Source organism: Micromonospora kangleipakensis (genome assembly GCF_004217615.1).
GTDB lineage: Bacteria > Actinomycetota > Actinomycetes > Mycobacteriales > Micromonosporaceae > Micromonospora > Micromonospora kangleipakensis.
In genome coordinates this window covers 6,421,998-6,441,354 of record NZ_SHLD01000001.1, presented here as the reverse complement: position 1 = coordinate 6,441,354, position 19,357 = coordinate 6,421,998, and the positions used below count along the sequence as shown (strand labels likewise).

At 74.8% G+C, this 19,357-nt stretch carries 17 protein-coding genes and 1 riboswitch; of the genes, 5 read left to right on the top strand and 12 right to left on the bottom strand.

Annotated elements, in window-relative coordinates; translation table 11 throughout:
• Positions 1–8: 8 nt before the first annotated feature.
• From EV384_RS30635 to EV384_RS30615, 5 genes are all read right to left on the bottom strand, one after another.
• Positions 9–518 carry a hypothetical protein gene (locus EV384_RS30635; RefSeq protein ID WP_130338829.1) on the bottom strand — a complete coding sequence of 170 codons (510 nt, stop codon included), beginning with the start codon at positions 516–518 and terminating at the stop codon, positions 9–11.
• A 114-nt stretch (positions 519–632) separates the two neighbouring features.
• Positions 633–1,709 (bottom strand): coiled-coil domain-containing protein, encoded by a 1,077-nt coding sequence (locus tag EV384_RS30630; RefSeq protein ID WP_130338827.1) that lies wholly within the window; start codon positions 1,707–1,709, stop codon positions 633–635.
• A gap of 5 nt (positions 1,710–1,714) precedes the next feature.
• Positions 1,715–1,846: riboswitch (cyclic di-AMP (ydaO/yuaA leader) on the bottom strand.
• 143 nt (positions 1,847–1,989) lie between these two features.
• Complete coding sequence (locus tag EV384_RS30625) at positions 1,990–2,904, bottom strand: cation diffusion facilitator family transporter (protein WP_130338825.1); 915 nt, start codon at positions 2,902–2,904, stop codon at positions 1,990–1,992.
• A gap of 105 nt (positions 2,905–3,009) precedes the next feature.
• A complete protein-coding gene (locus EV384_RS30620) occupies positions 3,010–5,127 on the bottom strand; it encodes a HelD family protein (protein ID WP_130338823.1) in 2,118 nt (705 codons plus the stop codon).
• 117 nt (positions 5,128–5,244) lie between these two features.
• The gene (locus EV384_RS30615; protein ID WP_130338821.1) at positions 5,245–6,204 is read right to left on the bottom strand and encodes an alpha/beta fold hydrolase; all 960 of its coding nucleotides are present in this window, start codon (positions 6,202–6,204) and stop codon (positions 5,245–5,247) included.
• Between the two features lie 149 nt (positions 6,205–6,353).
• Here EV384_RS30615 and EV384_RS30610 point away from each other — a divergent pair, with 149 nt between their 5' ends.
• On the top strand, positions 6,354–7,016 hold the full coding sequence (locus EV384_RS30610) for a carbonic anhydrase (RefSeq protein WP_130340915.1): 663 nt from the start codon (positions 6,354–6,356) through the stop codon (positions 7,014–7,016).
• A 36-nt stretch (positions 7,017–7,052) separates the two neighbouring features.
• On the opposite strand, the gene EV384_RS30605 is transcribed toward EV384_RS30610, so the two are convergent.
• On the bottom strand, positions 7,053–7,382 hold the full coding sequence (locus EV384_RS30605) for a hypothetical protein (protein WP_109804978.1): 330 nt from the start codon (positions 7,380–7,382) through the stop codon (positions 7,053–7,055).
• Positions 7,383–7,704: 322 nt separating this feature from the next.
• Here EV384_RS30605 and EV384_RS30600 point away from each other — a divergent pair, with 322 nt between their 5' ends.
• From EV384_RS30600 to EV384_RS35185, 4 genes are all read left to right on the top strand, one after another.
• Positions 7,705–8,196: a DUF3145 domain-containing protein gene (locus tag EV384_RS30600; RefSeq protein ID WP_130338819.1), complete on the top strand. Its 492-nt coding sequence runs from the start codon at positions 7,705–7,707 to the stop codon at positions 8,194–8,196.
• Positions 8,197–8,235: 39 nt separating this feature from the next.
• Positions 8,236–9,963 carry a glycoside hydrolase family 3 protein gene (locus EV384_RS30595; protein ID WP_130338817.1) on the top strand — a complete coding sequence of 576 codons (1,728 nt, stop codon included), beginning with the start codon at positions 8,236–8,238 and terminating at the stop codon, positions 9,961–9,963.
• Between the two features lie 119 nt (positions 9,964–10,082).
• Positions 10,083–11,072 (top strand): glycosyltransferase family 2 protein, encoded by a 990-nt coding sequence (locus tag EV384_RS30590; RefSeq protein ID WP_278045658.1) that lies wholly within the window; start codon positions 10,083–10,085, stop codon positions 11,070–11,072.
• Positions 11,069–13,348, top strand: coding sequence for a hypothetical protein (locus EV384_RS35185; protein WP_165440116.1), 2,280 nt, complete (start codon positions 11,069–11,071; stop codon positions 13,346–13,348). Before EV384_RS30590 ends, EV384_RS35185 begins: the two co-directional genes overlap by 4 nt.
• A gap of 73 nt (positions 13,349–13,421) precedes the next feature.
• On the opposite strand, the gene EV384_RS30580 is transcribed toward EV384_RS35185, so the two are convergent.
• The 6 genes from EV384_RS30580 to EV384_RS30555 form a co-directional block, all read right to left on the bottom strand.
• On the bottom strand, positions 13,422–14,138 hold the full coding sequence (locus EV384_RS30580; RefSeq protein WP_130338815.1) for a class I SAM-dependent methyltransferase: 717 nt from the start codon (positions 14,136–14,138) through the stop codon (positions 13,422–13,424).
• Between the two features lie 57 nt (positions 14,139–14,195).
• Positions 14,196–15,620 (bottom strand): acyl-CoA carboxylase subunit beta, encoded by a 1,425-nt coding sequence (locus tag EV384_RS30575; RefSeq protein ID WP_130338813.1) that lies wholly within the window; start codon positions 15,618–15,620, stop codon positions 14,196–14,198.
• Positions 15,621–15,642: 22 nt separating this feature from the next.
• The gene (gene fabF / locus EV384_RS30570) at positions 15,643–16,869 is read right to left on the bottom strand and encodes a beta-ketoacyl-ACP synthase II (protein ID WP_130338811.1); all 1,227 of its coding nucleotides are present in this window, start codon (positions 16,867–16,869) and stop codon (positions 15,643–15,645) included.
• A gap of 2 nt (positions 16,870–16,871) precedes the next feature.
• Positions 16,872–17,111: an acyl carrier protein gene (locus EV384_RS30565; RefSeq protein ID WP_088972559.1), complete on the bottom strand. Its 240-nt coding sequence runs from the start codon at positions 17,109–17,111 to the stop codon at positions 16,872–16,874.
• A gap of 88 nt (positions 17,112–17,199) precedes the next feature.
• Complete coding sequence (locus tag EV384_RS30560; protein WP_130338809.1) at positions 17,200–18,144, bottom strand: beta-ketoacyl-ACP synthase III; 945 nt, start codon at positions 18,142–18,144, stop codon at positions 17,200–17,202.
• The gene (locus tag EV384_RS30555; protein ID WP_130338807.1) at positions 18,144–19,313 is read right to left on the bottom strand and encodes an acyltransferase domain-containing protein; all 1,170 of its coding nucleotides are present in this window, start codon (positions 19,311–19,313) and stop codon (positions 18,144–18,146) included. The genes EV384_RS30560 and EV384_RS30555 overlap by 1 nt, the downstream gene beginning before the upstream one ends.
• Positions 19,314–19,357: the final 44 nt, after the last annotated feature.

Below are 19,357 nucleotides of genomic sequence, written 5' to 3'. Positions count from 1 at the left end.
GTGTCCGGTCAGGACCGGGGCGCGACGGCCACCGGGCGGCGGCGGGCCGGGGTGGCGGGGCGTAGCCGGCCCCACGGCTTGTACGTGGAGAGCACGGTGGCCACCAGCAGCAGCGTGCTGGAGATGGCCGGGGCGACGACCAGGTCCACCCGGTAGTGGGTGGAGGCGGCGGCGCCCAGCTCGCCGAGCTGCCGGATCCGGGGCGTCAGCAGCAGCAGGACCAGACCGAGCAGCACCGTGGTGAGCACGAACTTGACCAGCACCCAGCGCCAGCGCAGCAGCCCCCACGGGGTGAGCAGGGAACTCGCCACCCCGACCAGCCAGACCACCACGCTCAGCGGTGCGAAGAGGTACGTGACGACGAGCCCCGCGGTGGGGTAGACCACCGCGGGGTCGGCGCCGCGCAGCCCGGCGACGCCCAGGGTGAGCAGCACCAGGTCCGCGCCGAGCCAGCCCAGCGAGGTGACCAGGTGCAGGGTCAGCAGGGCCTTGCGGACGGCGGGGGAGAGTCGGCTCATGCCGTCGATGCTGGTCCGGCGGGCCGGTCGCGTCGTGGGGCCGGGGGCGACATTCCGCGTACGTCGACGGGCGTAGCGGGGGTGACCCGTCCGGCGACGGATCACCCCCTCGGCTCAGTAGACCGACAGGTGCACGTGGTTGGTGTGGTCGCTGGACGGGTCGCCGTTGCCGCCGCTGTACGACTTCCAGCCGCTGCTCGGCAGCCAGATCTGCTTGAACCAGATCACGTAGAGCACGGCCAGCGCGTCGGAGTTGCGGACGAAGTAGGCCGCCAGGTTGTTGCCGTACGTCCGGTCGCCGCCGCTGGCGACCCCGCCGAAGCCGTCGGACTGCGCGGCGAAGTCGCACGCCCGGCCCTTGGGGTGCTCGCCCGACCCGCTGGGTCGGTAACAGGAGACGTACCGGGTGAACCCGGCCGACTTGGCCTCGTTGAGCGCGTGCAGCGTGCGCGGGGTGATGCAGCCGTCGGCCGGGGTGGGGTCGTTGACGCTGCACGACTCGGGCGGCCAGGAGCCGTCGGCGTTGCGCGGTGCCGGGTCGGCGTTCGCGGTGGAGGTGCCCCGGACCGTGCCGCCACTGTCGCGGGCGCTCTCGGCGCGGTCGTTCGCCACCTCCAGCGCGCGTTCGGCCTGCTGCTTGCGCTTGGCCATCACCGCGACCTGCTTGCGCTGTTCCTGGATCTCGGCGTTCAGCGCCGTCCGGGTCGATGTCGCCCGGTCCCGGGTCTCGATCAGGTCGCGCAGCGCCCGGTCCTCGTGGGCGGCGACCTGGCCCAGCGCGGCGGCGCGGTCCATGAAGCCTTCCGGGCTGTCGCTGGCGAGCAGCGCCGCCGCGGTGCCGAGCCGTCCGGTCCGGTACGCGACCCCGGCGATCTCGCCGACCTTGGTGTCGCGGACGCTCAGCTCGGCGTTGATCGTGGTGAGCTGGTTGGTGAGCTGCTGCTGCCGACCGACCGAGCGGGCCAGCGCCGTCTTCGCCTCCAGCCAGCCCTTGCTGGCCGCGTCGAGCTGGGCGCGCAGGGCCGGGGTGCCGCCCTCGTCGTCGTCGCCGGGGGCGGCGGCGAGCAGGCCGGCCGGGGGCGCCGCCCCGGCGGGGCCGACCGGCGCGGTCGCGAGGCCGAGCGCGAGCGTCGCCACGAGCAGGGCCGCCAACCGGGCGGCCGTCCGTTTCACAGGTGCCACTGCTGGCATTCAGGGTTTCCTTCCGTCAGCCGCCGACCGGGTTAGCTGACGGGTTCGGGACGGAAGATCCCTACCGCTGGCGCGGATGCACCCCACGAACATGGTTCCCCGGTTCGCCGCAGGCGGCGATTAGGCGGCGGCCACCGCAGGCGCCGGAGGGCGCCGCCTGGCGGAGGCCGGGGCCGAGCCTACCGGTGGTGCCCCGGCCCGGCCCGGTGAGCTACGGGCACGAACGAGGGCAAAACCGGCACAGGTGCACAATACCCGCACTGATTTAAGTTTGCCCTAATTACCACTCGACTGCACCACAGGCCCCGGCTGACGCTCCGGGCTCGATCTGCAACGTGGCGTGATCGATCCGGAAGTCCTCGTGCAGGGCGGCCCGAGCGGCGGCCAGCACTTCGCCCACCTCGGCGCCCGGGCACATGGTCAGGTGCGCGGAGGCCACATCCATCCCCGAGGTCAGCGTCCAGACGTGCAGGTCGTGCACCTCCGCCACGCCGGGCACCGCGGCCAGCCGGTCGTGCACCGCGGTCACCTGGAGGTGCTCCGGGGCGGCCTGCACCAGGATGCGCACCGCGGCGCGCCCCAGCCGCCAGGTGCGGGGCAGGATGAACAGCCCGATCGCGACGGCGACGAGAGGGTCCGCCCACCACCAGTCGGTGAGCGCGATGACCAGCGCGGCGCCGATCACCCCGAGCGAGCCGAGCAGGTCGCCCAGCACCTCCAGGTACGCCCCGCGCAGGTTGATGCTCTCCTCCGCCCCGCTGCGCAGCAGGGCGAAGGCGGCGATGTTGGCCAGCAGGCCGAGCACCGCCACCGCGAGCATGGGACCGGCCAGCACCTCCGGCGGCTCGCCGAACCGGCGTACCGCCTCGACCAGCACGTAGACCGCGACCGCGCCGAGCAGCACCGCGTTGGCCAGGGCGGCCAGCACCTCCAGCCGGTAGAGCCCGAAGGTGCGCTGCGGGTCGGTGTCGGCGCGTCGGGTGGCGGTGATCGCGGCGAGGGCCATGCCGATGCCCAGCACGTCGGTGAACATGTGCCCGGCGTCCGAGAGCAGGGCCAGCGAGCCGGTGCCGAACGCGGTGACCGCCTCGACCAGCATCAGGGCGGCGAGCAGCCCGAACGCGGCCCAGAGTCGACCCCGGTGGCGGTAGGCGGCGTTGGTCACCGCCCCGCTGTGGTCATGACCTGCGCCCACGCCCACACCCTTTCGCCCTCGCCCCGGCCGGGCCCAATCTATGTTCACATCGCTATGTATGCAAGTGAAAGGCCGGCGTCCGCCCGCTCGCGGTCGAAGCCCTGCTCAGCCCAGCGCGTCGAGGGTGGTGAGCCGCTGCGTGGCCCGGGAGAGCGCCACGTAGAGGGTCCGTACGCCCGAGCCCGGATCCGCCCGGATCTCGCTCGGCGCGACCAGTACGACCCCGTCGTACTCCATGCCCTTGGCCTGCAGGCTCGTCACCACCTGGAGCCGGGAGCCGCCCAGGTCGCCGAGCCAGCCGGCCACCTCGTCCCGGCGCGGCACCGGGGTGATCACCCCGACCGTCCCCTCGACCTCGGCCAGCAGGATCCCGGCCGCCTCGACGGCGGCCGCCGCCAGCTCGGCGGCTGGCACGGTCCGCTCGACCGGCTCGATGCCGGTGGAGCGCACCGCGGTGGGCAGCGGCAGGTCCGGGTAGAGCCGGCGGATCTCCGCCGCCGCCACCGCGAAGATCTCCGCCGAGTTGCGGTAGTTGGTGGTCAGCGTGAACTGGTGCCGGCGGCGTCGCCCCAGCGCCTGGTCCCGGGCCCGGGTCAGCTCCTCCGGATCGCCGGTCCAGGCGGTCTGCGCCGGGTCGCCCACCACCGTCCAGGAGGCCAGCCGGCCGCGCCGACCGATCATGCGCCACTGCATCGGCGAGACGTCCTGCGCCTCGTCGACCACCACGTGCGCGTACTCCCGGTAGTCCTCCGGCCGTTCCCGGGCCGCGGCCCGGGCGGCCCGCTGCCGATCGGCGAAGGTGCTCAGCTCGCGGACCCCGCCGGCGAGCTGGAACGGGTCGCGCTTCGCCTTCGCCGGCCGCACCGGCTTGCCGAGCAGCGCGTCCAGCTCGTCCAGCAGCGCGATGTCCGCGATGGTCAGCCCCGCGGTGTCCAGGCTCCGGTACGCCTCCGTCAGCAGCCGGATCTCCGCCCCGGAGAGGATGCCGCCGGCGTACCGGCGCAGCCGCTCCGGACGGGCCAGCCAGCCGAGCACGTGCCGGGGATGCAGCCGCGGCCACCAGGCCTTAAGGAACTCCCGGAACTCCGGCCGGTCGATGATCTCGTCCTCGAACGCGCGCTGCTCCGGCAGCCGGCCGACCCGCAGCTGGCGGGCCTGGGCGTAGAGCGCCGCAAGGACGCCGTCGAAGCCGGCCCGGCGCACCTCGTTGCGGCGCGCGCCCCGCAGCAGCGCCCGCTCCTGGATGCCGTCCAGCTCCCGGCGCTCCAGCCGGAGCAGCTCGCCCCGGTAGAGCAGCCGCAGCTCGGCCGGCGAGTCCGGCGCCGTGTCCCGGACCGCGCGCTCTAGCACCCGGCGCATCCGCAGCGACCCCTTCACCGCCGCCACCTCGGGCGGGTCGGTCCGGGTCGCCGACATGCCCGGGAAGAGCGAGCCGAGCGAGTGCAGGGTGGCCGTCTCCTCGCCGAGCGAGGGCAGCACCGAGGCGATGTACGCCACGAAGACGCTCGACGGGCCGACGACCAGGATGCCGCCGCCGGCGTACCGGCTGCGGTCCGAGTAGAGCAGATAAGCCGCCCGGTGCAGCGCCACCGCCGTCTTGCCGGTGCCCGGGCCGCCGGAGACGATCGTGACGCCCGAGCCGGGGGAGCGGATCGCCTCGTCCTGCTCCCGCTGGATGGTCGCCACGATGTCCCGCATGCCCCGGCCGGTGGCCCGGGACAGGGTGGCGAGGAGCGCCCCGTCGCCGACCACCGCCAGGTCCGCCGGCGCCGAGGCCGGGTCGAGCAGGTCGTCCTCGATCCGGGTCACCTTCTCGGCCGAGGACTGGATGGTGCGTCGCCGCACCACGCCCATCGGCTCCGCCGGGGTGGCCTGGTAGAAAGCCGCGGCGGCGGGCGCCCGCCAGTCGACCACCAGGGTCTCGGCGTGTTCGCCGCGCACCCCTAGCCGCCCGACGTGCAGCACCTGGCGGGTCCGCAGGTCGAGCCGGCCGAAGACCAGCCCCTCGTGCTCGGCGTCCAGCGCGTGTCGGCGCCGCGCGGCGTGGAAGACCATCGCGTCCCGCTCGACCAGCGCCCCGAAGTTGCCCACCCGGGCCAGCCGGTAGCCCTCCCGCTCGGCGTCGGCGGCCGACCGGCGCAGCTCCGCCAGCCGGGCGTACACCCGGTCGAGATGCCGCTGTTCGGCGGCCATCTCCTGTTCCAGGGTGGTCTGGTCGGTCAACGCGGCAACTCCTGTGGTCAGGGCGGCGGGCACGGTGGCTGAATGAGGGTACGGGCCGGCGTTCCGGCCCGCGTCGGGGCCATGCCGGTCCGGGGCGCCGCCCGCCCGGGTTGCCCGTTATCCGACCGTTCCCACCCCGGCCGTCGGGCCGTCACCGGCGCGGCTCCCGGCCGGGGCGGGCAGCTCCAGCACCTGCCGGAGCACCGCGGCCAGCGCCGCGTTCACCTCGTCCGGCCGCTCCATCATCAGCATGTGCCCGGCGCCCGGGCAGACGGTCAGCTCGGTGGTCGCCAGCGCGGCGGCGATCGACTCCGCGCACGGCGGCGGGGTGAGCCGGTCCCGGTCGCCGACCAGCGCGGCGGCCGGCAGGTGGCCCAGCGCGGCCAGGGTGTCCAGCCGGTGCTGGGCGCCGATCGAGGCGCGGAACCCGCCGATCGAGCGCAGCGAGGCGTGCGCCACCGCGGAGGTGACCAGCCGGATGTCCGCCGGGTCGCAGCGGTCGCCGAAGAGCATCCAGCGGATGCTGGGGCGCAGCGCGCGCAGCAGCGCCCGGGGCGGCCGCCAGGACCCGCACCGGGCCAGCACCCCGGCGCCGGTGGTCTCGGCGAGCCGGATCAACCGGGCGATCCGGGGCGACAGGCCGTAGACGGTGTGCGTGTGCCCCTCGGCGGTGGTCGAGACGAAGACCAGGCCGGCGGTACGGGCGGCGAAGTGGCCGGGGTGGCGGTGCGCGTACTCCATCACCGTCATCCCGCCCATCGAGTGCCCCACCAGCACCACCTTCCCGGCCGGGGCGACCTCGTCCACCACCGCGGCCAGGTCGTCGCCGAGCTGGGCCAGGGTGGCCGTGCGCAGCGCCATGCAGCTGGACCGGCCGTGCCCCCGGGCGTCGTAGGTGACCACCCGGACCCGGTCACCGAACCGCTCGCGGATCTCGGCGACCTGGCGGTGCCAGCTACGGCCGTCGAGCGTCCAGCCGTGCAGCAGGATCGCGGTCACCTCGGCGTCGTCCGGCCCGGTCACCGCCACGTGGAGGCGTACGTCGTCGGGAAGCTGTACCTCCACGTGCTCCGGCATGGTTACCTCCCCCGGGCCGACCGGTGTCCGTCGCACCGGCTTAACCCGGCGGTAACACCGGCTACCCGTCATGACAACACGCCAACCGTGGTGGTGAGAAGATTCGCAACCGCCCCCGCGGGGTCGGATCGGTGACCAGGCTGGAGGGCATGCCGCCGCCGCGCCCGACCCCGGCCGCCGGAGCGGGCCGGAGCCCGCGTTCCGCCCTGGCCGAGCTGCTCGCCGGGAACCGCCGGTTCGTCAGCGGCCAGCCGGTGCACGGGCACGACGTCACCGCCGCGGCGGCGGTCGCCTCGGGTGACCAGCAGCCGTACGCCGTGGTGCTCGGCTGCATCGACTCGCGGGTCCCGCTGGAGGCGATCTTCGACCAGACGTTCGGGTCGATCTGCGTGATCCGCACCGGCGCGCACGTGCTCGACCGGGCGGTCCTGGGCTCGATCGAGTACGTGGTGGGCCAGCTCGGGGTGCCGCTGGTGATGGTGCTCGGGCACGAGCGTTGCGGGGCGGTCGGCTCGGCGGTGGAGACGCTGCGCACGGGGGAGCGGCCGGGCGGCTCGCTGGCGTACGTGGTGGACCAGATCGCCCCGGCGGTGGCCGAGGTGGGCCCGGACGACCCCCGGGCGCACCCGCTGGCGGTACGCCGGCACGTGCGACGCACGGTGGCCGCGCTGCGGGCCGACGACCTGCTCGCCGGCCCGGTCGCCGCCGGCCGGGTCGCCGTGGTCGGCGCCCTCTACGACCTGGCCACCGGCGATGTCGCGCTGCTGGCGGAGGGACCGGCCGGAGAGACGACGAACCGCCCGCCGGGGTGACCCGACGGGCGGTTCATGGTGACGCGGGTGAGGGACTCAGCCCTCGAAGACGCCGGCCTCGACGAGACGCTTCTCGGTGGCGTCCCAGCCGTGGCCCGGGTGAGCGGCGGCGAGGCCGTTGATCTCAGCCCGGATCTTGGCGGCGTGACCGGCGGCGGCCAGCACCCGGATCTCCTCGACGAAGGCCTCGGAGTCGGTGCGCAGGTGCGCCGTCTTGCCGTTGGTCAGGTTCCGCACGTAGGCGTGCTTGCCGCCGTTGAGCGGGATGACGTACTTGAACTCGCCCAGCACGCTGAGTGCGCCACCCTGGCCAGCCTGGCCGGCCCGGACTGACGCGCGCGCGGTCTTAGAGGTGTTGCTCGCCACGGAGGTACTCCTTGCAGACGTACGGGAGGACTTAAACGTCCGGGGGCTGTTGCGGGTGACGCACGGATGAGCCTCGGCCCGCGAAGATGTGCGGCGGCACAGAACCGCCCATGAAACTGTACACGACCGCGACACCTGGCTGGTCGTCGCGCCGTCATGGTGGTCAACCGGGTCACCCGGCCGGCTATTCCGACCCGATCCCGTCGCCGAATTTTCCGATTCGCTGGCGCACCACCCGTCACAGGGTCATCATGTGTTGCAGAGGCCACTCGGGTGGACGAGGTCGTAGGGGAAGACGCACCTCGCTCTCCGGGAGGTCACCGTGCCAACGCGTGGCGTCGTATACGTCCACTCGACCCCGCTCGCCGTGTGCTCACACGTCGAGTGGGCGATCGCGCGCGTCCTCGCCGCGCCGGTCAACCTGCAGTGGACGGCTCAGCCCGTCGACCCCGGCGCCCGGCGCGCCGAGTGCGGGTGGACCGGTAGCCCGGGGACGGGCGCCGAGCTGGCTGCTGCCCTCCGGCAGTGGCCCATGATCCGTTTCGAGGTCACCGAGGAGCCCAGCCCCGGCGCCGACGGCGAGCGGTTCATGTACGTCCCGGGGCGGGGCCTGTTCCGGGCCACCGTCGGCGCGGCCGGCGACATCCAGCTCGGCGAGGACCGGCTGCGCAGCATCATGGCGTCCGCCCGCGCCCCGGAGGCCCTCGCGCACGCCTTGGACAAGGCGCTCGGCACCGCCTGGGACGCCGAGCTGGAGCCCTACCGGTACGCCGGCGACGGCGCCCCGGTGACGCTGCTCACCCGGGTCGGTTGACCAAAGGTCAAGTTGCCCGATACGCGGTGGACTGGTGGGATGGGCCGCGTGTCGACCACCCCTCGACGTACCGTCGTCGCGCTCGTCGCACTGACCGCGCTGCTCGTCTCCGGGTGCGGGAAGGAGCCGGGACCGCGCCGCGCCGCGCCGCCGGGTCCCTCCTCGTCGGCCGCCCCGACCCCGACCCCGACCGCCGCCGACCCGGCCGCCCGGGCCGCGGCCCTGGTCCGCACGCTCGCCGACGAGGACCTGGTCGGCCAGGTGCTGATGCCGTACGCGTACGGCAGCTCCGCCACCAAGGTCTCGCCCGCGTCGGCCGCCGGCAACCGGGCCCTCGCCGGGGTCGACACCCCGGCGGAGATGGTGGCGAAGTACCGGCTGGGCGGGGTGATCCTGGTCGGGTTCAGCGCCGACGACCCCACCTCCGGCAACCAGGCCACCACCAACGTCGACAACCCGAAGCAGGTCCGGGAGTTGACCACCGGGCTGCGGGAGGCCGCCGGGAAGCTCCCCGCCGGGCCGGCCCCCTTCCTGATCGGCACCGACCAGGAGTACGGCGTGGTCACCCGGATCACCGACGGGGTGACCCTGCTGCCCAGCCCCCTCGCCGCCGGGGCGGCCGGGAAGCCGGCGCTGACCGAGGCGGCCTGGCGGGCCGCCGGCGCGGAGCTTGCCGCGATGGGGATCAACCTCGACTTCGCCCCGGTCGCCGACGTGCTGGCCACCCGGAGCACCGTGATCGGCTCCCGCTCCTTCGGCGCCGACCCGGCCAACGCCTCCGCCCAGGTCGCCGGCGCGGTGCGGGGCCTGCAGGCCGAGGGGGTGGCGGCCAGCGTCAAGCACTTCCCCGGGCACGGCCTGAGCGCCACCGACTCGCACAAGGACCTGCCGGTGATCGGCCAGTCCCGCGAGGTGCTCGACCGGACGGCGTTCCCGCCGTTCCGCGCCGGCATCGACGCCGGCGCCATGGCGGTCATGTCGGCCCACCTCGACGTGCGGGCCGTCGACCCGGGCACCCCGGCCACCTTCTCCCACAAGCTCCTCACCGACGTGCTGCGCGGCCAGCTCGGCTTCCAGGGCGTGGTGATCACCGACGGGATGAACATGCCGCCGGCGAAGCGCTGGTCGCCCGGCGAGGCGGCGGTGCGGGCCCTCACCGCGGGCAACGACCTCATCCTGATGACCCCGAACGTGGGTCAGGCGTACGACGGGCTGCTCGCCGCGCTCCGCGACGGCTCGCTGCCCCGGGCCCGGCTGCTGGAGGCGGCCACCCGGGTGCTGACCATGAAGTTCAAGCTGGCCGACCGGCCGACCCCGGAGCTCTCCGGGCTGAACGGCCCGGAGCACCGCAAGGCGGCGGCCGACCTGGCCGCCGCGGCGGTCACCGTGCTGCGCGGCCGGTGCGGCGGCCCGGTGGCCGGGCCGGTCACCGTCACCTCCTCCGGCGGGCGGGACCGGACCCGGGCGACGCTGACCGAGGCGCTCACGGCGGCCGGGGTGAAGGTGGTGCCGAGCGGCGGCACGGTCGTCCACCTCGTCGGGTACGGCGACGGCGCGGACGACCTGCGCGCCGACGCCGCGGTGACGGTGGCCATGGACACCCCGTACGTGCTGGCCGCCGCGAAGTCGCCGACGCTGCTGGCCACCTACTCGTCCAGCCCGGCGTCGATGACCGCGCTGGCCGGGGTGCTCGCCGGCAAGGCCCGACCGGGCGGCCGGTCGCCGGTCCCGGTGACCGGGCTGCCCGCCACCACCTGCGGCACCTGACCGGCGGCCGCCGCTCCCGCCCGCCGGGCCGCTGGTCGACCGCGACGGGCCGAGCGGAGGCGGCTCGACTGGTAGCGTTCGGGCCGTCCGCCACCACAGGAAACGGAGGGTCGAGCGCCGTGACGCGACCGGAGCCGGCACTCTCCGTGGTGGTGCCGATGTTCAACGAGGAGAGCGTCCTGCCGCTGCTGGTCGAGCGGTTGCGCGGCGTGCTCGACGGCCTCGGCGAGTCGTACGAGGTGGTGGCGGTCGACGACGGCAGCACCGACGGCACCCTCGCCGGGCTGGCCGCCCTGCGCGCCGGCTGGCCGGCGCTGCGGGTGCTGCGGCTGCGCCGCAACAGCGGCCACCAGGCGGCCCTGATCGCCGGGCTGCTCCGCGCCCGCGGCGGACACGTGGTCAGCATCGACGCCGACCTGCAGGATCCGCCCGAGGTGATCGTCGAGATGCTCCGCCGGGCGCGGGCCGACGAGCTGGACATCGTCTACGGCGTCCGGGCCGACCGGAGCCAGGACAGCGCCTTCAAGCGGTGGACCGCGGCCGGCTACTACCGGCTCATGCGGCGGCTGGTCGGCAAGCAGGTGCCCGCCCAGGCAGGTGACTTCCGGCTGCTCAGCCGGGCCGCCGTGGAGGCGCTGCGGGAGCTGCCCGAGCGCAGCCCCGTGCTCCGCCTGGTGGTGCCCTGGCTCGGCTTCCCCAGCGGGGAGGTCGGCTACGAGCGGCAGGAACGTGCTGCCGGACGGACCAAGTACCCGCTGTCCCGGATGGCCGGCCTGGCCGCGGAGAGCGTCACCAGCTTCTCCGCCGCGCCGCTGCGGGTGGCCACCTGGCTGGGGCTGGCCGGGGTGGCCGTCTGCGGGGTGCTGGTGGTGGTGGCGGTGCTCGCCTGGTTCGCCGGCGCGACGGTGACCGGCTGGCCGTCGCTCTACGTGGCGATCCTCTTCCTCGGCGCGGTGCAGCTGCTCTGTCTCGGCCTGCTCGGCGAGTACGTCGCCCGGATCTACACGGCGGTGCAGGGCCGGCCCGCGTACTTCGTGGCCAGCGACAGCGCCGCCGAGCCGGCGGTTCCCGGCCGGGACGTCGTCGAGCTGGCCGACACGCTGCGGTGACCACGCTCGCCACCGGGGACGCCGCCCCGCCGACCCTCGGTCCGCGCCGCCGTCAGGCCGCCGCCCGATTCGCCCCGGCCCTCGCCGGCTACGCGTTCGTCGCGGTCGTCCTGCTCAGCGCCGGCACGCCCGCGCCCGACCTGGCCCGCTGGACGGCGTACGCGCTGCTGGCCGTGCTGCTGCCCGGGACCCTGGTGTACCGGGCGCTGCGCCGCCGGCCGCACACCCTGGTCGAGGACCTGGCGATGGGCGCGGCCGTCGGGCTGGTGCTGGAGCTGGCCGCCTGGGCGGCGTTCACCGCCGTCGGGGCACCCGGCTGGCTGCGTCTCTGGCCGCTGGTGGTGCTGGCGCCGTTCGCCGCCGTGCCGCGGCTGCGCCGGCACTGGCGGGTCCGCTACGACACCGCCGCTCCCGCCGGTTGGGCCTGGGCGCTGACCGGGGTGGTCGCCGGCTTCACGCTCTACCTGTACGAGTCGTTCCTGGCCGTCAACCCGGTGCTCCCCACCGAGGAGGGGCAGGCGCAGTACATCGACCTGGCGTTCCAGCTCTCCCTCGCCGGGGCGGCCACCCACCAGGTGCCGCTGGAGGTGCCGCAGGTGGCCGGGGAGCCGCTGCACTACCACTGGTTCGGCTTCGCCCACCTGGCGGCGACCAGCCTGGTCAGCGGGGTCGACCTGCCGACGGTCCTCTTCCGGCTCGCCGTGCCGGCGCTCTGCGCGCTCGCCGCCGTGCTGGTCGCCGTGGTCGGCTGGCGGATCACCGGCCGGCCGTACGCCGGGGTGGTCGCCGCGGGGCTGATGTTCACCGTCGGCGAGTTCGGCTTCGAGAACGGGTGGCGGCAGCTCTTCGGCACCCAGGCCACCTTCATCGTCTGGGGCAGCCCGTCGATGACGTACAGCTGGGTGCTGCTGCTGCCGCTGATCGCGGCGCTCGGGGAGATCGTCGGGCGGGCGCGCGGGGTGGCCGTGCCCCCGCTCGGGCGCGGCGCCTGGGTGCTCGCGGCGCTCTTCCTGGCCGCCTCCACCGGCGCGAAGGCCAGCACGGTGCCGGTGGTGCTGGCCGCGCTCGCGTTCACCGCCGCGCTGCTGCTGGCGGTCCGCCGTCGGCTGCCCCGCGCGGTGCTCGTCGCCGCCGGGCTGGCCCTCGTGGCGCAGGTCTTCGCCACGGCCGTGCTCTTCGCCTTCGAGAGCCACGGGGTGATCGTCGACCCGTTCTCCGGGCTGCGGACGTACCTGCCCGAGGGGCGCTCCGCCGGGGTCACCGCGGTGCTCTGGGCGGCGGTCTTCCTGGCCTTCCTGCTCAGCCTCCAGCTCCGGCTGGCCGGCGTCCTGGCGCTGCTGCGGGTGCGCCGCGGGCGGCTGGAGCCGGTGCAGCTCCTCCTGCTCGGCGGCGCGCTCGCCGGGCCCGCCATCTACCTGCTGGTCGGCCACCCCGGTAGCAGCAACCAGTACTTCACCCGGACCGGCTTCGCCTTCGGGGTGCTGCTCTCCGCCTGGGGCTGGGTCGAGGTGGTCGACCGGGCCGCCCTGGCGGCGCGGGGACGGCTGCTGCTCGGGGTGGGCACCGCCGGGTTCGCGGTGCTGCTGACCGCGGTGCAGCTCGGCTCCGCGGCCAGCACGCCGGCGACCCCCGCGTACGCCCCGGTGCTGTCGCTGCTCTGCTGGGCCGCCGCCCTGACGGTGGTGGCGCTGCTGGTCGCCCTGTGCTGGCCGGCGCTGGTCGGGCGCTGGCCCGGGCTGGCCGGCCGGGGCGGGCTGCTGCTGCTCACCGCCGTGCTGGTCGCCGGCGCGCCCGGCCTGGTGATGGACGCGGCCGCCGCCCGGAAGCAGCCCAACGGCGGGGCGTACCCGGTGGTGCCGATGCCCGCCTCCCGGGTCGAGGCGGCCCGCTGGGTCCACGCGCACAGCGCCCCGGACGACGTGGTCGCCACCAACGTGCACTGCCGGGCCGTGGTGGACGGCTGGTGCGACGCCCGCACGTTCTGGCTGAGCGGCTACGCCGAGCGCGCGGTGCTGGTGGAGGGGTGGGCGTTCGCGCCCCGAATGGTCGGGCTGCCCGAGGGCCCGTACGCCCCGTTCTGGGACGCCGACCGGCTGCGCGCCAACGACGCCGCCTTCACCGCCCCGACGGCCGCCGGGCTGGCCGCCCTCCGCGACCGGTACGGGGTGCGCTGGCTGGTGGTCGACCGGGCCGTCGGACCGGAGTCGCCGACCCTGCGTACCCTGGCCGACCTGCGTTTCGAGAACTCCCGGACGGCCGTCTACCGGCTGCGCTGATCCCCGTTCGGCCCGCTCGTCTCACCCGCCGTGATCGGCGGTGGCGGGCGAAGGAGTCAGCCGGGGTTCCGGCTCAGCCCTCGGCCGGACGGTGGACGCGGAGCATCAGCGAGACGCCGGGGAGCGACCGCACCGGCAGGTACCGCTCGGCGGTGATGATCGTGCGCAGCCCGAGGTTGACCACCGGGTGCAGGTCGTCCAGGTCGCTGCCGGTGGACCGGCGCCGCCGCCAGGCGGCCACCGGGCGGAGCGCCACGTTCCAGCTCCACAGCTCGTCGACGACCAGGCCGGCCTTCTCCACCACGGCGCGCAGCGAGGCGCGGTCGTAGCGGCGGACGTGCCCGACCGCCACGTCGTGCGCGGACCAGAGCCGCATGTCGCACGGCACTGCGATCAGCGCCGTCCCGCCCGGGCGAAGGGTGCGCCGGATCTCGGCGGCGGCGAGGTGGTCCTCGTCGAAGTGCTCCAGGATGTCGTAGGCGACCACCAGGCCCAGGCTGGCCGAGGGGATCGGCAGGTGGCGGGCGTCGGCCCGGATCACGTCCAGGCCGCGTTCCCGGGCCACCCCGGCGCCCTCCGCGCTGTACTCCAGGGCCACCGGCCGCCAGCCGTGCGCCCGCAGCACCCGGGTGTTGCCGCCACCGGCCGCCCCGATGTCCAGCGCCCGCTCCGGTCGCGTCCCGGCCGTCGCCAGCCGGCGCAGCGCCCGTCCGAGCAGGGCGCGCCGCTCCCGGTACCACCAGTGGGTGTCCTCGAGCGCGGCGAGCTTGCGGATCTCGGTCGCTTCCACGCCGCAGACGTTAACAGGGCCCCTCCGTGCCGGAGGGGCCCTGTCCGCACGCCGTCGTTACAGCGGGATGTTGCCGTGCGCGCCCCGGGCGGCCGGCGCCGCGGCGAGCGCCTCGGCGATCCGGCGCCGGGTCTCCTCCGGCTTGATCACGTCGTCCACCACGCCGATCTCCAGCGCCCGGTTGACGCCACCGGCGACCCGGATCTGCTCCTCGATCAGCTGGGCGCGCAGCGTCTCCCGCTCGTCGGCGGGGGCGGCGGCCAGCTTCTTGCGGTGCAGGATGTTGACCGCCGCGCTGGCGCCCATGACCGCGACCTCCGCGTTCGGCCAGGCGAAGACCGCGGTGGCGCCGAGCGACCGGGAGTTCATCGCGATGTACGCGCCGCCGTACGCCTTGCGGGTCACCAGCGTCACCCGCGGCACCACCGCCTCGGCGAAGGCGTGCAGCAGCTTCGCGCCGCGCCGGACCACGCCGTCCCACTCCTGGCCCAGGCCGGGCAGGTAGCCGGGGACGTCGACCAGCACGATCAGCGGCACCCCGAGCGAGTCGCACATCCGCACGAACCGGGCCGCCTTCTCGGCGCTCGACGCGTCCAGGCAGCCACCCAGCCGCAGCGGGTTGTTGGCGATCACGCCGACCGTCCGGCCGGCGAACCGGCCGAGCGTGGTGACCACGTTCGGCGCCCACTTGGCGTGCAGCTCCACGCCCGGGGCGTCGAGCAGCGCCTTGACCACCGGCTTCACGTCGTACGCCCGGTTGGTCTCGACCGGCATCTTGGCGGTCAGGTCGTGCCCCTCGGTCGCGCCGGCCGGCACGTCGTCGGGGGAGAGCCGGCCCTGGTGACCCAGCAGCGCGGCGAGCTTGCGCGACTCGACCATCGCCGCCTCGTCGTCGGCGCAGGTCACGTGCACCACGCCGGAGCGCCGGCCGTGCGGCTCGGGGCCGCCCAGGCGCTCCATGTCGACCTGCTCGCCGGTGACGCTGCGGACCACCTCGGGGCCGGTGACGAAGATCCGGCCGGCGCCGCTCATCACCACGATGTCGGTCAGCGCCGGGCCGTACGCGGCGCCACCGGCGGCCGGGCCGAGCACCACGGAGATCTGCGGCACCCGGCCGGAGGCCCGGACCATGGCCGCGAAGACCTGCCCGACGGCGTCGAGCGCGACCACGCCCTCGGCCAGCCGGGCACCGCCGGAGTGCCAGAGGCCGAGCACCGGCACCCGCTCCCGGACGGCCGTGTCGATCGCGTCGACGATGTGCCGGCACCCGTCGGTGCCCATCGCGCCGCCCATCCTGGTGGCGTCGGTGGCGTACGCGATCGCCGGCGTCCCGTCGATCTCGCCCCGGGCCCAGAGCACGCCGGAGGTGTCCCGCGGCGCGAGCAGGCGCAGCGAGCCGCCGTCGAACAGGGCCCGGAGCCGGACCTCGGGATCGCGGTAGTCCACTGTCGAGCTGTCCGCGCTGACGGCGGTCGTGGTCACTTGTGCCTCCAAGGCTGTGGTCTCAGGCCCGCGTGAAGACGAGAGCCACGTTGTGACCGCCGAAGCCGAACGCGTTGTTCAGCGCGGCGGGGATCTCCAGGTGGCGCGCCTTGTGGGCGGCCACGTCCATGGTCAGGCCCTCGTCCGGATCGTCCAGGTTGATCGTCGGCGGGGCGACCCCGTCGCGGATGGCCAGGATGGTGGCGATCGACTCGAGCGCGCCGGCCGCGCCGAGCAGGTGCCCGGTCATCGACTTGGTGGCGGAGAGTACCGGGTGGTCGCCGAGCGCCTTGCGCAGCGCGCCGATCTCCAGCATGTCGCCCACCGGGGTCGAGGTGGCGTGCGCGTTGACGTGCGTGATGTCCGTCTTCGCGACGTCCGCGTCGGCGATCGCCTTCGCGATGGCCCGGATCGCGCCCTCGCCCTCGGCGTGCGGCTGCACGATGTCGTACGCGTCGGAGGTGATGCCGGCGCCGGCGAGGCGCGCGTACACCCGGGCGCCGCGCGCGGCCGCGTGGTCGGCGCGCTCCAGGACCACGACGCCCGCGCCCTCACCGAGCACGAAGCCGTCCCGGCCCTTGTCCCACGGACGGGAGGCCCTCTCCGGCTCGTCGTTGCGGGTCGACATGGCCCGCATCGAGGCGAAGCCGGCGATCGGCAGCGGGTGGATGACCGCCTCGGTGCCGCCGGCCACCACCACGTCGGCCCGGCCGGCGCGGATCAGGTCCAGGCCGAGCGAGATCGCCTCGGCGCCGGTCGCGCAGGCGCTGGCCACCGAGTGCACGCCGGCCTTGGCGCCCAACTCCAGCCCGACCCAGGCGGCCGGACCGTTCGGCATCAGCATCGGCACCGTGTGCGGGGAGACCCGCCGCGGCCCGGACGCCTCCAGGATGTCGTCCTGGGCGAGCAGGGTGGTGGCGCCGCCGATGCCGGAGCCGACGCTGACCGCCAGCCGCTCCGGGTCCAGCCCGGAGTCGGCCAGGCCGGCGTCGGCCCAGGCCTGCTGCGCCGCGATGATCGCGATCGCCTCGGACCGGTCCAGCCGGCGCAGCTTGACGCGGTCCAGCACCTCGGACGGGTCCACCGCGAGCTGGGCGGCGATCCGGACGGAAAGTTGCCCGGCCCACTCCTGGGTGAGCGCACTCACCCCGGAGCGGCCGGCGAGCATGGCGTCCCAGGTCGACGCGACGTCCCCGCCGAGCGGGGTCGTCGCGCCGAGCCCGGTGACGACGACGTCGGGGCGACTCATGATCAGGACTGCGCCGCGATGTAGCTGACGGCGTCCCCGACGGTCTTGAGGTTCTGCACCTCGTTGTCCGGGATCTTGACGCCGAACTTCTCCTCGGCCGCCACCACGACCTCCACCATCGAGAGGGAGTCGACGTCGAGGTCGTCGGTGAAGGACTTCCCCTCGGCCACGTCGTCCGGGTTCACGCCGGCAACCTCTTCGAGGATCTCGGCGAGGCCGGCGGTGATCTCGTCACGGGTCATTGCGGTTGGTTCCTTTCATCGGGGGGTTCACTCGACGGCCGGCGATGCCGGTCGTCACTCCTCGGCGCGTGCGCGCCCGAGGGGGTCTTCAGGGGCAGCGGACAACCTGACCGGCGTAGGTCAGGCCACCGCCGAAGCCGAACAGCAGCACCGGGGCGCCCGCGGGCACCTCCCGCCGCTCGACCAGCTTGGACAGGGCCAGCGGCACGCTCGCCGCCGAGGTGTTGCCGGACTCGACGATGTCCTTGGCGATGATCGCGTCCGGGATGTTCAGCCGCTTGGCGATGCCGTCGATGATTCGGGCGTTGGCCTGGTGCGGCACGAACGCGGCCAGCTCCGACGGCGCCACCCCGGCCTTCTCGCAGGCCTGCAGCGCCAGCGGGGCCAGCGAGGTGGTGGCCCAGCGGAAGACCGCCTGCCCCTCCTGCGCGATGTACGGGCGCCAGCCCTCGATGCGGACCGCGTCGCTCTTCTCCGGCACCGAGCCCCAGACCACCGGGCCGACCCCGGCCGGCTCGCCCTCGGCGGCGGCGGTCACCACGGCCGCGCCCGCGCCGTCGCCGAAGATGATGCAGGTGGAGCGGTCGGTCCAGTCGGTGAAGTCGGAGAGCTTCTCCGCGCCGATGACGATCGCGTTGCGCGCCGCTCCGGCCCGGATCGCGTGGTCGACGGTGCCGAGGGCGTACGCGAAGCCGGAGCAGGCGGTGTTGATGTCGTACGCGGCCGGGGCGGTGATGCCCAGCTTGGCGGCGACCCGGCAGGCCACGTTCGGGCTGCGGTCGACCGAGGTGCAGGTGGCCACCACGACGAGGTCGATGTCGGCGGCGGTGAGGCCCGAGTTGGCCAGCGCCTTCCCGGCGGCGGCGGTGGCCATGTCGGCCACCGTCTCGTCGCCGGCGATCCGCCGGGTGACGATGCCGACCCGGTCCCGGATCCACTCGTCGTTGGTGTCCACGAGCTGGGCGAGGTCGTCGTTGGTCACCACCCGGGACGGCTGGTAGTGCCCCATCGAGACGATCCGACTGCCTGCCATTAGTGCTGTCCTCCGATGCGGGCGAGCGGCTGGCCCGGGGCGACCGGGTCGTCGTGGTGGGCGAGCCACTCGGTGAGCAGCCCGCTGTCGTGCGCGGTCACCTCGACCGGCCCCTGCCGGGTGGCGACGTGACCGATGACCTGGCCGACGCGCAGGTCCGCACCCTCGGCCAGCTCGGCGGCCGGCTCGAAGGTGCCGGCGGCGGGGGCGACCACCACCCGGAACTGGATCACCGGCTCGTGGCCGCCCAGGCCGCTGTGCCGGGCAATCAGGTCCCGCGCGGCGGGCAGGTCGTCGGGGGTGTTCAGGGTGACGATCTCGGGGACGCCGGTGGCCTTCAGCTCCCGCTTGACCAGGCCGGCCAGGGTGCCGGCCGGGGGCAGCTCGATCACCCCGGTGACGCCGAGGTCGGCGAGGGTGCGCATGCACAGGTCCCAGCGGACCGGCGCGGTCACCTGCCGGACCAGCCGCTGCACCATCTCCCGGCCGTGGTTGACCGCCGAGCCGTCCAGGTTGGAGAGCAGGATCCGGGCCGGGTCGGTCGGAGTGATCCCGGCGGCGACGCCGGCCAGCGCGGCCTCGGCCGGGGCCATGTACGGCGTGTGGAAGGCGCCGGCCACCTGGAGCCGGATCACCCGGGTCTTCGCCGGCGGCTCGGCGGCCAGCTTCTCCAGCCCGTCCACCGCGCCGGCGGCGACGATCTGGCCGGCGCCGTTGCGGTTGGCCGGGTGCAGCCCGTGCGCCTCGATCGCGGCGAGTACCTCGTCCGGGTCGCCGCCGAGCACGGCGGCCATCCCGGTGGGCTCCAGCGCGCAGGCGGCGGCCATCTCCCGGCCGCGTACGCCGGCGAGGGTGATCGCCGCCTCGGCGGGCAGCACCCCGGCGAGCGCCGCGGCGCCCAGCTCACCGACGCTGTGCCCGGCGGTCACCGCGACGTCGTACATCGGCAGGTGCTCGGCGGCGAGCAGCGCGGCGGCGACGAGCAGCGGCTGGGTGCGGGCGGTGTCCTTGATCTCCTCGGCGTCGGCCTTCGTGCCGAGGTGGACCAGGTCGACGCCGGCCAGCGCGGACCACCAGCGCAGACGCGCCTCGGAGCCGGTCAGGTCGAGCCAAGGGGTCAGGAAGCCGGGTTTCTGGGAACCCTGGCCGGGCGAGAGTACGGCGAGCACGCTTATGACTCTGACTGATACTCGTGAGTCATGCTGTAACGAGC